This window comes from Agromyces sp. GL_144, from assembly GCF_057834305.1.
Map to the genome: position 1 here is coordinate 3,385,839 of NZ_CM174399.1, position 12,500 is coordinate 3,398,338.

At 74.8% G+C, this 12,500-nt stretch carries 13 protein-coding genes; 8 read left to right on the plus strand and 5 right to left on the minus strand.

The genetic code is table 11. From position 1 onward, the window contains the following. Positions 1–38 precede the first annotated feature (38 nt). From AC3IPY_RS15555 to AC3IPY_RS15565, 3 genes are read right to left on the minus strand one after another with little or no spacing between them, the layout of a single operon-like run. Positions 39–950 (minus strand): 5-oxoprolinase subunit C family protein, encoded by a 912-nt coding sequence (locus tag AC3IPY_RS15555; protein ID WP_489185169.1) that lies wholly within the window; start codon positions 948–950, stop codon positions 39–41. Further along, on the minus strand, positions 950–1,573 hold the full coding sequence (locus AC3IPY_RS15560; RefSeq protein WP_489185170.1) for a 5-oxoprolinase subunit B family protein: 624 nt from the start codon (positions 1,571–1,573) through the stop codon (positions 950–952). Before AC3IPY_RS15560 ends, AC3IPY_RS15555 begins: the two co-directional genes overlap by 1 nt. Beyond that, positions 1,570–2,331, minus strand: a complete 762-nt coding sequence (locus AC3IPY_RS15565; RefSeq protein WP_489185171.1) for a LamB/YcsF family protein — start codon at positions 2,329–2,331, stop codon at positions 1,570–1,572. Before AC3IPY_RS15565 ends, AC3IPY_RS15560 begins: the two co-directional genes overlap by 4 nt. A gap of 38 nt (positions 2,332–2,369) precedes the next feature. On the opposite strand from AC3IPY_RS15565, the gene AC3IPY_RS15570 reads away from it, so the two are divergent. Genes AC3IPY_RS15570 through AC3IPY_RS15580 form a run of 3 tightly spaced genes read left to right on the plus strand, consistent with a single transcriptional unit; the run spans position 2,370 to position 4,942 of the window. Further along, a complete protein-coding gene (locus AC3IPY_RS15570; RefSeq protein WP_489185172.1) occupies positions 2,370–3,638 on the plus strand; it encodes a PQQ-dependent sugar dehydrogenase in 1,269 nt (422 codons plus the stop codon). Between the two features lie 40 nt (positions 3,639–3,678). Then, on the plus strand, positions 3,679–4,176 hold the full coding sequence (locus AC3IPY_RS15575; protein ID WP_489185173.1) for a SprT-like domain-containing protein: 498 nt from the start codon (positions 3,679–3,681) through the stop codon (positions 4,174–4,176). Between the two features lie 43 nt (positions 4,177–4,219). Further along, the gene (locus AC3IPY_RS15580) at positions 4,220–4,942 is read left to right on the plus strand and encodes a CGNR zinc finger domain-containing protein (RefSeq protein WP_489185174.1); all 723 of its coding nucleotides are present in this window, start codon (positions 4,220–4,222) and stop codon (positions 4,940–4,942) included. 271 nt (positions 4,943–5,213) lie between these two features. Here AC3IPY_RS15580 and AC3IPY_RS15585 read toward each other — a convergent pair whose 3' ends face one another. Further along, positions 5,214–6,113, minus strand: coding sequence for a 2-phosphosulfolactate phosphatase (locus AC3IPY_RS15585; protein ID WP_489185175.1), 900 nt, complete (start codon positions 6,111–6,113; stop codon positions 5,214–5,216). A gap of 47 nt (positions 6,114–6,160) precedes the next feature. Further along, positions 6,161–7,570 (minus strand): coiled-coil domain-containing protein, encoded by a 1,410-nt coding sequence (locus AC3IPY_RS15590; RefSeq protein WP_489185176.1) that lies wholly within the window; start codon positions 7,568–7,570, stop codon positions 6,161–6,163. A gap of 195 nt (positions 7,571–7,765) precedes the next feature. Between AC3IPY_RS15590 and AC3IPY_RS15595 the strand changes: the two genes are divergently transcribed. From AC3IPY_RS15595 to AC3IPY_RS15615, 5 genes are all read left to right on the plus strand, one after another. After that, the gene (locus AC3IPY_RS15595) at positions 7,766–8,299 is read left to right on the plus strand and encodes a hypothetical protein (RefSeq protein WP_489185177.1); all 534 of its coding nucleotides are present in this window, start codon (positions 7,766–7,768) and stop codon (positions 8,297–8,299) included. Beyond that, positions 8,296–8,925: a DUF1684 domain-containing protein gene (locus AC3IPY_RS15600; RefSeq protein WP_489185178.1), complete on the plus strand. Its 630-nt coding sequence runs from the start codon at positions 8,296–8,298 to the stop codon at positions 8,923–8,925. The genes AC3IPY_RS15595 and AC3IPY_RS15600 overlap by 4 nt, the downstream gene beginning before the upstream one ends. A gap of 255 nt (positions 8,926–9,180) precedes the next feature. Then, a complete protein-coding gene (locus AC3IPY_RS15605) occupies positions 9,181–10,743 on the plus strand; it encodes a DEAD/DEAH box helicase (RefSeq protein WP_489185179.1) in 1,563 nt (520 codons plus the stop codon). Positions 10,744–10,942: 199 nt separating this feature from the next. Further along, on the plus strand, positions 10,943–11,449 hold the full coding sequence (locus AC3IPY_RS15610) for a GNAT family N-acetyltransferase (RefSeq protein WP_489185180.1): 507 nt from the start codon (positions 10,943–10,945) through the stop codon (positions 11,447–11,449). A gap of 72 nt (positions 11,450–11,521) precedes the next feature. Then, entirely contained in the window at positions 11,522–12,478 is a 957-nt protein-coding gene (locus tag AC3IPY_RS15615; protein WP_489185181.1) for a nucleoside hydrolase, read from the plus strand. Positions 12,479–12,500 lie beyond the last annotated feature (22 nt).

Below are 12,500 nucleotides of genomic sequence, written 5' to 3' on the forward strand. Positions count from 1 at the left end.
CCCGCACCGCGCCCGCACCGCGCCCGCACCGGCGACGCTCACGCGTGCCGGAACCGCACCTCTTGCCCCGGCCGCATCTGCGCGACGGCGTCGAGCGAGGCCGCGGCGACGACCGCGATCACCGGATACCCGCCCGTGACCGGCCGGTCGGCGAGCAGAATCGTGGGACGCCCGTCGCCCGCGACCTGCATCGATCCGGGCACGGTCGCCTCGCTCGCGAGCTCCCCTGCGACCCGGCGCTCGAGCGCGTCGCCGAGGAGCCTCGCGCCGATGCGGTCGGCCTGCTCGGACATGCGCCACGCGCCGTCGAAGAGCGCCCGGCGCGCGGCATCCGTGAACCACTCGGCCCTGGGGCCGGGCAGCAGCGCGAGCGTCACGGCACCCGCGGGCGGAGGGAACGCGGCCTCGTGATCGAGCAGGGGCACGGATGCCTCGGGCGCGGCGCCGATCGGCAGCACGTCGCCGGCGCGCACGGGCTCCGGCCCGAGACTCGAGAGCGTGTCCCGCGAGCGCGAGCCCAGCACCGAGGCGACGTCGATGCCGCCGCGCACCCCCAGCAGGTACCGGATGCCGCGCTCGGGCGCCGCGAGCTCGAGCACCGCTCCAGGGGTCGCCCGCGCGGCCGTGTACGGGGCGATGCGCCGACCGTCGAGGCGCACGTCGCCCCACGCGCCCGTCACGGCGAACCACGTCTCGGCGGCGAAGCGGGCGCGGAACCCGCCCATCACGATCTCGAGCGCGGCGGCGCCGTCGGGGTTGCCGACGAGCCGGTTCGCGAGGGCGAGCGCGCCGCGGTCGAGCGCTCCCGACGCCGGCACGCCGAGGTGCGCGAGACCCGGGCGGCCCAGATCCTGCACGAGCGTCGACGCGCCGGATGCCTCGACGCTGAGGCCACGAGCGGTGAGGCCGGAGCCGGTGAGGCTGGAGCCGGTGAGGCCGCCGGCGGGCATCAGGCCTGCTCGAAACGCACGCGGCGGCCGGGCGCCAGCAGTGCGGGCTCGGTCGCGGCCGGTTGCCAGAGCGGCGCATCGGTGCGCCCGAGCAGGCGCCACCCGCCCGGGCTCTGCCGCGGGTACACGCCGCCGAACGCCCCGGCGAGCGCGACCGAACCGCCGGGCACGCGCGGGCGCGGAGCCTCGAGGCGGGGCACCTCGAACGGCCAGTCATCGCTCACGAGGTAGCCGAACCCCGGCGCGAAGCCGATGAACGCGACCCGCCACTCGATGCCCGCGTGCCGGGCGACGAGCGCCTCGACCGACACGTGCAGGAGCGATGCCGTGGCCGCGAGGTCGGCTCCGTCGTAGACCACGGGGATCGTCACCGCGTCGGCGTGGGCGCCCGCCACGCGGGAACCCGCCTCGGCGGGGATGCGCCGGATCCACGTCGCGGCCGATTCCAGCGGCATCCGCTCGGGGTCGACCGAGACGAGCAGGGTGCGCGCCGCGGGCACGAGTTCGACCACGCCGTCTGGCCGCGCCTCGTCGAGCGCGTCGTGCAGCGCGAGCACCTCGTCGAGCGAGTCGCATTCGACGAGCAGGGCGGCCTCGCCGCTCGGCAGCAGGCGGCGGCTCATGCGAACGCCCGGATCTCGACACCGGCGCGCTCGAGCGCGTCGCGCACCGCACGGGCCATGGCCGCGGCGCCGGGGGTGTCCCCGTGCAGGCAGAGGGAATCGGGTCGCAGCTCGACGCGGCTGCCGTCGTCGGCGGTGATGCCGCCCGTCTCCGCGAGCTCGATCGCCCGGTCGGCGGCCGCGGCCGGGTCGTCGACGACCGCGCCCGGCTGACCGCGCGGCACGAGCGACCCGTCGGCCAGGTACCCCCGATCGGCGAACGCCTCGCGGGCGAAGCGCAGCCCCGTGGCATCCGCCGCCCGTTCGAGCTCGCTCGCCGGCGGACCGAGCACCGTCAGCGCCGGATCGTACGCGGCGACGGCCTCGGCGAACGCGTGGGCCGCCGCAGCATCGATCGCGAGCCGGTGGTAGAGCGCGCCGTGCGCCTTGACGTAGTGCACCCGGATGCCCGCCGCGCGGGCGACGCCGTCGAGCCCGCCGAGCTGCACGAGGAGCTCGGCGGCGATCTCGGCCGGGCTCGTGTCGAGCGCGCGCCTGCCGAAGCCGACCAGGTCGCGATAGCCCGGATGCGCGCCGAGCACCACGCCCTCACGCGCCGCCGACGCCGCGCTGCGGGACATCGTCAGGGCGTCGCCCGCGTGGAACCCGCACGCCACGTTCGCGCTCGTGACCACGCGGAACATGGCGTCGTCGTCGCCGACGCGCCATGCCCCGAAGCCCTCGCCGAGGTCGCTGTTCAGATCGATCGTCGGCTGCATGCGTTCCATTCTGCCGAAGCGGCGAGCAGACTGGGGAGGTGCGCATCGCCGCGGCTCCTCGCGCGACCCCGACCCGAACGGTCGCGGGGGCGATCCGCGGCGCGGTCGGCGGCGCGGTCCGCGGCGCTGCCTCCGGCGCTGCTGCCGCGGTGGTCGCCGCTGGCCTCGTCGCGGGGCTCGTCGCGTGCTCGGCGCCGTCGGATCGCACCGTGCCGCCGTCGACGCCGCCCGGATCGCCGAGCGCCTCGATCGCGACCCCCTCGCCCTCGCCCTCACCCTCGCCCTCACCGTCGGAGCCGGCCCCGCCCGTCGTCATGCTCCCGACGGGCGTCGTCGAGACCGTCGCCGAGGGACTGCAGGCGCCGTGGTCGATCCTGCGCCTGCCTGACGGCGGCGTGCTCGTCAGCGAGCGCGACACCGGCGACATCGTCGAGGTGCTCGCCGACGGGTCCCTGCGCACCGTGACGACGCTGCCCGACGTCGTGTCGGGCGGCGAGGGCGGCCTGCTCGGGCTCGCCCAGCTCGCCGGAGCCGGCGGGGCCTCCGGCCACGTGTACGCCTATCTCACCGCGGCATCCGAGAATCGCATCGTGCGGATGCCGCTGGCCGGCGCTGCCGGGTCGCTCTCACTCGGGGCTCCCGAGACGGTGCTCGCCGGCCTCCCCCGCGGAGCGGCGAACCACCAGGGCGGACGCATCGCCTTCGGCCCCGACGGATTCCTCTACGCCACGGTCGGCGACGGCGGCGACGGGGACGCCGCGCAGAACCCGGACTCGCTCGCGGGCAAGATCCTGCGGATGACGCCCGAGGGCGCGCCCGCACCGGGCAACCCGTTCGGCACGCTCGTGTACTCGCTCGGGCATCGCAACCCGCAGGGCCTGGCGTGGGATGCATCCGACCGGCTCTGGGCCGCCGAGTTCGGGCAGAACACGTGGGACGAGCTGAACCTCATCGTGCCCGGCGCGAACTACGGCTGGCCGGTCATCGAGGGGCAGGCCGGCGCCGACGGCTTCGTTGACCCCGTGCTGCAGTGGTCGACCGCCGACGCGAGCCCGAGCGGGCTCGCGATCGTCGGCGACACGCTCTTCCTCGCGGCGCTGCGCGGCGAGCGCCTCTGGGTCATGCAGCCCGCGAGCACGGGGGCGCCGTCGGCCGAACCCGTGTTCGTCGGCGAGTTCGGGCGACTGCGCGACGCCGTGCCCGGACCCGACGGCGAGCTCTGGGTCATCACGAACAACACCGACGGCCGCGGCAGCCCGATCGAGGGCGACGACCGCCTGCTCCGGGTGCGACTGGCCGAGGGCTGAGACCTGCCGATCGGGACCTCACCGGGGCTATTCTCATCACATGGCGGATCTCGAACGGGTGCGACGGTGGGCCGATGCGCTCATCGCGCTGCACCTGGACCCCGCCGTGTGGAGCTTCGCCTTCGACCACGCCAAGAAGCGCGCCGGGCTCTGCAACTACACGTCGAAGCGCATCTCGGTCTCGCGCTACCTCGCCGCCCGCTACGACGACGACGAGATCCATCAGATCCTGCTGCACGAGGTCGCCCACGCGATGGCCGGGCCGCGGGCGGGCCACGGCCCGAAATGGCGGCGCATCGCCGCCGAGCTCGGCTACGTCGGCCGCCGCACGCACGACGGCGAGGTCGCCCACGAGCTCGCCCCGTGGGTCGGGCGCTGCCCGGCCGGGCACGAGCACTTCCGCTACCGCGAGCCCACGCGTCCGCTCAGCTGCGGGGTCTGCCACCGCGGGTTCGACCGTGCGCACCTCATCGTCTGGCGGCGCCGCGAGATCACGACCGCCGTTCGCCGCAGGGCCGCGAGCGCCAGCGCGGGCTGAATCGGGGCGCCGCAGCCCTGCCGCCGACCGCTAGCATTGCCGGGTGCCCGTCTCAACCGTTGCGATCCCCGTCGGACAATGGCTCGTTTCCCCCGAGGGCGTCCGGTGGTGGTTCGACTCGGGTTCGTTCGCACTCGACTTCGCGACCACGGGTGCACTCGGGCAGCAGAGTCCCGACGCCGCCGCGCCGCATGAGCAGCTGCACGCCCCCGACGACCTGACCGAGTGGCTTCGCGAGCGGTTCCCGGTGCAGGTGGGCGCGGCCAGGTCGCGCGACCTCTTCGACGCGGTCGCCCTCCGCGACGCGGTCGCCCGCATGGCCCGGGCCGCGGCACACGGCGAAGAGCTTCGCGGAGCCGACGTCGACGTCGTGAACCTCTACGCGGCGACCCCCGACATCCCCCCGACGCTCGCGGGCGGCACCCGCCAGGCGGGCCGTTCAGTGCACACCGTCTCGCAGGCGCTCGCCACGGTCGCGCGCGACGCGGTCGACGTGTTCTCGCCCGACAACGCCGGACGCCTGCGCGAGTGCGACGGAAGCGACTGCACCATGGTCTACCTCGACACCTCGCGCGCGGCCACCCGCCGCTGGTGCTCGATGCAGCGCTGCGGCAACCGCGCGAAGGTGCGTGCGCATCGCGCCCGCAAGGCCGGCAAGGCCACGTCGCCCGAGGAACCGGCTTCGGCGTCCGCGTCTGCGGAGTCCCTGGCCGCGACAGCTGTCTCGGGGCCGGCAGACCAGCTCGTGGAGCAGACCGCCGCCTGACGCGCTGCGTCGTCCGTCGCGTCCTCGGCCTTCTCCACTTCGCCACTTCACCACCGCTTTCGCGGAGGGAACACCCGTCGGGAGACGGGTCGCAGCGCAGCAACCTGACGGTCGGGGCGTCGGCTCTCGAAACGTCGGCTGCACGGCTACACGGCTACACGGCTACACGGCTACACGGCTACACGGCTACACGGCTACAGCATTCCTGAAGAGGACCCGCCGAGGCGGACCCGTCGAGGCGGCGCACGCCGTCCCCGCAGGTCAGCGCGGACTACGCGCCGAAGACGCCGTCGCGCAGCACCGGCACGAGGTCGGTCACGTCGCGCTGCGTCGCGAGGCGGGCGTCCGCCTTGCGGCCGGCCTCCGCGAGCTCGACCCCGGTCGCGGAGGCGCCGATCAGGTGCACCGCGGCGTGCTGCAGGCCCTCGAACGCCGCGCAGGCCACGGCGGCCTCTGGCGACGTGTGATCGATGCCGAGGCGCACGAGCGAGTCGATGACGGCGCCGGCCGTGAGCTGGTCCTCGATGGCGAAGCGGATGCCGCGTGCCCGGCCGCCCGCCCCGGGAGTCGAGTCGGCCGGGGCCGTGGCGCCGGCCGGCTCGGCGTACTCGCCCGCCGCGACGACGGAGACCGGCAGGCGCTCGCCGCGCGCCTCCTGCAGCGCGAGGACGCGTCGGGCGACCGCCTCGCGGTTGCGGAGCGAGGCCGCCAGCACGATCACGTCGACCGCCGCGAGCGACGGGGCGATGTCGGCGGCGACCGTGCCTGCCAGGTCCGGTGCGATGGCGGGCGAGGGATCCGTCGCGATGTGCGTGGCGAGTGCGGCCACGGCGTCCGCGGCCAGGGCCGATACCGGGTCCTGCGCGGCATCCGAGAGAACAGTCGGCGCCGCCTGCGGCGCGGCATCCGGAATCGCAGTCGGCGCGGCATCCGGTGTCGCAACACCCGAGCGCGACGTCGGCAGCGCGTAGGTCTCGCCGCGCTCGGCGGCGAGCACGGCCTGCGTCGTGGCCAGCAGCGCATCGACGAGCACGACGATCTGCGCGCCGGGCAGGATGCGCTGCGCACCGTCGACGCCCCAGTCGAATCTGACCTGGTACTTCGCCTGCCCGAGGGCGTACTGCTCGTTCTGACGGGCGTTCCGCCCGGGCGCGTTCGTCGCATCGCTCACCGCGACAGGCTACCGCCGTCGGCGACCCGCGCCGCGGCGCGTGACGTTCAGCGACCGGTCATGAGGTCGTACGCGGCCAGCGCCTCGGCGTCGCTCGCGCGCGAGGTCGCGCGACGGGCGGCGTCGAGCGCGGCCACCGGATCGGGCTCCTGACGTGCGATCACGAGCTGGCGCTCGGCCTCCGCGAGGCGCGTGCGCGCGTCGACGCCGACGCGCGCCCCGCCACGGCGGATGGCGTCCTCGGCGACGCGCAGCTGACTCTCGGCGATCGCGATGGCGCCGCCGAGGGCGCCGCGCGCGCCGTCGAGCCGCGACTGCGAGGCCCGCGCCGCCGCACGAGCGACCTCGAGCCGGTCGCGCGCCACGCGCAGACGGTCGCGGACCGCGAACGGGTCGGGCCGGGGCGCAGGAGGGTCGGCGTCGGCGAGCCCGTCGGCACCCGCGGCGGCGTCGGAGCGGGCACGCGTGCCGCCGGCCGCGGTCGCGTCGGCCGCACCTGCGCCGGCAGGAGCACCAGCCGCGCCGGCAGCGCCGCCGCGACCGCCGCCGCCGCGGGCACCAGCACCACGCATCCCGACCGCGTCCTCCACGGCCCGCGCGAGCGCAGCGCGCGCGTCGGGGTCGTCGGTCGCGTCGCGCTCGGTGCGGGCGGCCTCGAGGTCCGACTCGAGGGCCGCAGCCTGCGCGAGGGCGTCGGCTCCGGCCTCCTCCAGCTCCGATTCGATGCGCTCGGCCTCGTCGAGCGCGCGCGCCGCACGCTCGAGCTGCCCGGACGCGGCGGAGGTCTGATCGGCCGCGCCCTGCGTGCGCTCGAGGCGCTCACGTGCGGCGGCGAGCCGATCGGAGGCTGCCGCGAGCGCGGCATCCGCCCGCCCGAGCGACGCCCGCGCACCGCCGAGCGCCGACGGCGCGAATCGTCCGTCGAGGCGCTCGAGCATCGCCGCCGCCTCGTCGCGCCGCACCGACAGCGCGCGGAGCCGCCCCTCGAGCACCGGCGCATCGGACGTCGCCCCGCGCTCGGCGAGCCGCCGCGCGTCGAGCGCGGCATCGGCCTTCGCGAGGGTGCCGAGCGCGGAGTCGCAGAGTTCGATGATGCGCGCCGTCCACGTTCGGCGTTCGGCCGCGGTGTCGGGCTCGGCGTCGTCGAGGCGCTGCTGCAGCAGGAACGCCTCGCGCAGTCGGCGCTGCGCCGCGTCGATCGACTCGCGCATGGCGGACGCCGTCGCGGCGTCGAACTGCGCCTCGACGAACAGCGCCTCGGCGAGCGCCTCGCGCACCGCCGAATCGGCCTGCACGATGAGCGACTTCGCCCGCACCTCGGCGTCGCGGCCCGCCTCGAGGGCGGCATGCTCGCGACGTGCGCCGAGCCGGCGGAACCCCACGACGCCGCCGACGAACGCCACCGCGGCCACGCCCAGCACCACGAGCGAGGGCAACCACCAGAGTCCGTCGGGCATGCCGGGATTCTACGGGCGCCCGGTGAGCGGGCGCCCGGAGGCATCGGACCGCACGAGCACCGCAAGCCCGAGACATCCGCGCCGCCCGGCGGACCCGCCCGGCAGACCCGCCCGGCAGACCCGCCCGCCCGCCACGCACCCGAGAATCCGCTGCACCTGCTTGGTCGAGGCATCCGCCGGTCGTAGGGTCGGCTCATGCGGGTCCTGCTGAAGCTCGAGCTCGAATGCACTCCGGATGCCGCCTGGCGGGCGCTGCACAGCCCGGCGGTGCTGCGCGAGGTCGTCGCGCCCTGGCTCGACTTCGGCTCCCTCGAAGACGGCGGCCTGCCGACCGCCTGGCCCGCGGGGCGGCACCGGTTGCAGCCGCGCGCGTTCGGCCGCTTCTCGGTCGGCGAGGAGGTCATCGACCTCGGGTATCCCGGCGGCCTGCCAGACGGCGTGCGCATGCTGCGCGACTCGGGCGGCGCGATCAGCGGCCCGTTCGCCCTGTTCGACCGGTGGGATCACCGCATGGCCGTCTCGGCGCTGCCCGGCGGCCGCACCCTCTACCGCGACCGCCTCATCGCGCACGCCGGCGCGCTCGACGTCGTGGCCTGGTACCCGACGTGGGCGTTCTGGCAGTGGCGCGGGCGGCAACTGCGCCGACTCGCGCCCACCTGGGCGTTCGACCCGCCGGGCACCGCGGATGCCTCCGCAACCGAAACGACCTCGAAGGGCCTCCCCGCATGACCGACCAGCTCCCCACCCTGCAGCTCGCCGACTGGCGGCGGCGCGTCTTCGGCCTGTACTCGGGCGTGCGGCAGCTGAGCGCGCACGACCCGGTGGCCGGCCACGAGCTGTGGAGATCCGCGCGGGACGAGCTCTTCGCGGGGCATCCGCAGTCGCCGCTGCTGCCCGACGACCGGGCCGCCTTCACCGGCTTGACCATCGCGCCGTACGATCCCGACTGGCGCTTCGAGCTCGAGGTGCGGCCCGCCGACGAGCCGCAGAAGCTCACGGTCGACAGCTCGACCGACGGCAAGATCCGGTTCTCGCTGCTCGGCACGGTGCGCATCCCGTACCTCGGCACGCTCGACGTGTGGCGGCTGAGCCAGTACGCGGGCGGCCTGTTCGTTCCCGTGAAGGACAAGCTGGCCGGCGCACCCGGCGGCACCTACGGCGGCGGACGCTACCTGCTCGACACCGCCAAGGGGGCCGACCTCGGGCCCGGCGGCGGGGTCGACTCGCTCGTCATCGACTTCAACTTCGCCTACAACCCGTCGTGCGCGTACGACCCATCGTGGTCGTGCCCGCTCGCGCAGCCGGGCAACACCGTGCACGAGGAGATCCCCGTGGGCGAACGGCTCCCCCGCTGACCTCACAGCATCGGGCACGAGGCATCCGCTATGCTGGTGGACGGTGTGCGCGATGAACGCGCCGCCTGCGTCGTAGAAACGCTTCCGGGCAGGGCCTCATCAGAGGGCGCCCGTTGACTCTCATACGGCGAACGGATGCGCCGACCGGCGCCTTCGCCACATCCCATCGCCGGGCCGATCCGCCGCACCACGCTGCCGCTCCATGCGACCGCGCGTGCGACGCCATCACCGTGCGGTGCGCCCCGAAAGGCACCCATGACCGACACCACCTTCAGCACGCTCGGCGTGCCGGCCGCCCTCGTCGCGGCCCTCGCCGCCGACGGCAAGACCAGCCCCTTCCCGATCCAGGTCGACACCCTGCCCGACACGCTCGCCGGACGCGACGTGCTCGGCCGCGGCAAGACCGGCTCGGGCAAGACCCTCGCGTTCTCCATCCCGATGGCCGCGCGCCTCGGCGGCGAGCTCGCCGGCGGCAAGCGCCGCCCCGGCCGCCCCCTCGGCCTCGTGCTCGCCCCCACGCGCGAGCTCGCGACGCAGATCGACGCCGTGCTCGCCCCGCTCGCCAAGGCCTACGGCATGACCACGACCACGATCTTCGGCGGCATCAGCCAGAAGCGCCAGGTCGACGCCCTGCGCGCCGGCGTCGACATCGTCGTCGCCTGCCCCGGTCGTCTCGAAGACCTCATGCAGCAGGGTCACGTCACGCTCGACGCCGTCGAGATCACCGTGCTCGACGAGGCCGACCACATGGCCGACCTCGGGTTCCTCCCCGTCGTCACGCGCATCATGGACAAGACCCCGCAGTCGGGCCAGCGCCTCCTGTTCTCGGCGACGCTCGACAACGGCGTGGACAAGCTCGTCAAGCGCTTCCTCCACAACGAGGTGCTGCACTCGGTCGACGAGGCCACCTCGCACGTCGCCGCGATGACCCACCACGTGTTCGAGGTCGAGGACGTCGACGCGAAGAACGACCTCATCACGGCCCTCGCCTCGGGCACCGGCCGCCGCATCCTCTTCATGCGCACGAAGCACCACGCCAAGAAGCTCGCGAAGAAGCTGACCGAGCAGGGCATCCCCGCCGTCGACCTGCACGGCAACCTGTCGCAGCCGCAGCGCGACCGCAACCTCGCCGCGTTCAGCGACGGTTCGGCCAAGGTCCTGGTGGCGACGGATGTCGCGGCCCGCGGTGTGCACGTCGACAACGTCGAACTCGTGATCCACGTCGACCCGCCCATGGAGCACAAGGCGTACCTGCACCGTTCGGGCCGCACGGCCCGCGCCGGCAGCGAGGGCGACGTCGTCACCATCTGCCTCCCCTCGCAGAAGCAGGACCTCAAGACGCTGCTCCGCAAGGCGGCGATCCAGGTCACGCCCGAGCGCGTGACCGCGAAGTCCCCGTCGGTCGTCAAGCTCGTCGGCGAGGTCGCCCCGTACGTCAAGCCCGCTCCCCGCGCCGCCGTGCAGCAGGGCGGCGGAGGCGGCCGCTCGCAGGGCGCCAACGCGCAGCGCAAGCGCGCGGCCCGCGACGGCGCTCCCGCCTCGGCCGAGGCCCGCACCGAGGGCGGCGGACGCCGTCGTCGGGGTCGTGGCAACGGCGGCGGCTCTGCGGATGTCGCGCCCGGCGCTCCCCGTCGCGACCGCTCCGGCCGCCCCGCCGAGGCGAAGGCCAACGCGCCCAAGCAGGGCTCGGGCCACAGCCGCGGCGCCCAGACCTCCGGCGCGCAGCGCGGAGCATCCGGCCGCCCCGCGAAGCAGCCGCTCCGCGTCGGCAGCCTCGTGGGCCAGCCCGCACGCACGAACCGCCGCGCGCAGGGCTGACGCCCGCCCTCGCAGCGCCTCGACGGCCCCGATGAGCATCAGCTCGTCGGGGCCGTCGGCATGTGCGGGCACCGTGCCGAACCGCAGGCGCCCGGCACGAGGCATCCGCTCGACGCCCGCATTGTCACCGATGGACAACGATCGGCGGTGCGGGCCGCCTCGATTTGTCGCGCGCCGCACCCTGGCTTAGCCTCTGGGTATGAGCACCGAAGTCGTTGCCGAAGCCCTTGTGATCCGTCCGGTCCGCGATTCCGACGCCGAAGCGCTGGGGCGTGTCCACGCCCAGTGCTGGCACGAAGACTACGACCAGCTGGTCGACCAGGCCACTCTCGCGAACCTCTCCCCCCGCCGCATGGCCGAGCTCTGGGCCCACCGGCTCGGGCAGGGCGATGCGCACACCTACAACGCCGCACTCGTCGACGGCGAGATCGTCGGCTTCGCGGGTGCCGGCCCGGCCCGCGACGACGACGCGCCGCGCGAGCGCGAGCTGTTCTTCATCCACCTGCTCGACTCGCACCACGGCCACGGCATCGGGCAGAAGCTGTTCGACGCCACCGTCGGCGACGAGTCCGTCAGCCTCTGGGTGCCCTCGGCCAACGCGCACGCGATCGGCTTCTACGAGCGCAACGGCTTCGCGGCCGACGGCGCCTCCCACGACGAGCCGTTCCTCGGCGAGACCATCCACGAGATCCGCATGGTGCGCTGAGCGGCGCATCTCGCTTCGAACGAGACGGGCGGATGCCTCGGTGCGGCGTTCGGGTCGCGTTAGTCTGACTCGATGCCCATTCCTGTCATCCTCGACGTCGACACGGGTGTCGACGACGCGCTCGCCCTCGTCTTCGCCGCGCGCCACCCCGGGCTCGAGCTGCTCGGCGTGAGCTGCGTCGCCGGCAACGTGGCCCTCGACCAGGTCGTCGAGAACACGCTCCGGGTGCTCGCCGCCGCGGGTCGCGACGACGTGCCGGTCGCCGCGGGCGCACGTCGCCCGCTCATCGAGGCCGCGCGCGCCGCGACGGTGCACGGAGCCGACGGGCTCGGCGGGGTCGAGCTCGCGCCGTCGCCGCGCCGGGTCGAGCCCGAGCACGCCGTCGAGTTCCTGCGCCGCACAATCCTCGCCGCGCCGCGACCCGTGACGCTCGTCGCGCTCGCGCCGCAGACCAACGTCGCCCTGCTGCTGCGAACGCACCCCGAGGTGGCGCAGCACCTGGAGCGCATCGTGTTCATGGGCGGTTCGGCGTCGGTCGGCAACGCGACCGCGGTCGCGGAGTTCAACGTCTGGCACGACCCCGAGGCGGCCGCGATCGTGCTCGACTCTGGCGTTCCGACGTACATGTACGGGCTCGACGTCTTCAACGAGGTCGCGGTGCCTCAGGAGCTCGCCGCGCGGCTCGAGGCGGGCGAGGCCCCGCTCGGCCGCGTCGTCGGCGCCCTGCTCGGCCATCGCGTCGTGGGCTCGGCCGACGGATCGTTCGAGTACAGCGGCCTCATCGGCGACGCGGGTGCGGTGTGCTCGCTCGTCGACCCCGACGCCCTCGGCACCCGTCGGCTGCCCGTGCGGGTCGAGCTGTCGGGATACGCGAGGGGCCAGACCCTCGTCGACCTGCGCACCCGCCCGGGCGAAGACCTCGTGCACGGCGACGGCATCGAGTGGGAGCAGGTCGAGGTCGCGCTCACGGTCGATGCGCCGCGCCTCGCCCGCGTGTTCCTCGAGACGCTCGGGCTGCCGACGGCGTAGACGCCGGGCTGCGGATGCCGCG

What these genes read in the sequence shown, in the direction of transcription:
- AC3IPY_RS15615 (WP_489185181.1), top strand. Translation starts at nt 11,522, where the DNA reads ATGCCCATTCCTGTCATCCTCGACGTCGACACGGGTGTCGACGACGCG.
- AC3IPY_RS15590 (WP_489185176.1), bottom strand. Translation starts at nt 7,570, where the DNA reads ATGCCCGACGGACTCTGGTGGTTGCCCTCGCTCGTGGTGCTGGGCGTG.
- AC3IPY_RS15560 (WP_489185170.1), bottom strand. Translation starts at nt 1,573, where the DNA reads ATGAGCCGCCGCCTGCTGCCGAGCGGCGAGGCCGCCCTGCTCGTCGAA.
- AC3IPY_RS15575 (WP_489185173.1), top strand. Translation starts at nt 3,679, where the DNA reads ATGGCGGATCTCGAACGGGTGCGACGGTGGGCCGATGCGCTCATCGCG.
- AC3IPY_RS15555 (WP_489185169.1), bottom strand. Translation starts at nt 950, where the DNA reads ATGCCCGCCGGCGGCCTCACCGGCTCCAGCCTCACCGGCTCCGGCCTC.
- AC3IPY_RS15600 (WP_489185178.1), top strand. Translation starts at nt 8,296, where the DNA reads ATGACCGACCAGCTCCCCACCCTGCAGCTCGCCGACTGGCGGCGGCGC.
- AC3IPY_RS15605 (WP_489185179.1), top strand. Translation starts at nt 9,181, where the DNA reads ATGACCGACACCACCTTCAGCACGCTCGGCGTGCCGGCCGCCCTCGTC.
- AC3IPY_RS15595 (WP_489185177.1), top strand. Translation starts at nt 7,766, where the DNA reads ATGCGGGTCCTGCTGAAGCTCGAGCTCGAATGCACTCCGGATGCCGCC.
- AC3IPY_RS15565 (WP_489185171.1), bottom strand. Translation starts at nt 2,331, where the DNA reads ATGCAGCCGACGATCGATCTGAACAGCGACCTCGGCGAGGGCTTCGGG.
- AC3IPY_RS15610 (WP_489185180.1), top strand. Translation starts at nt 10,943, where the DNA reads ATGAGCACCGAAGTCGTTGCCGAAGCCCTTGTGATCCGTCCGGTCCGC.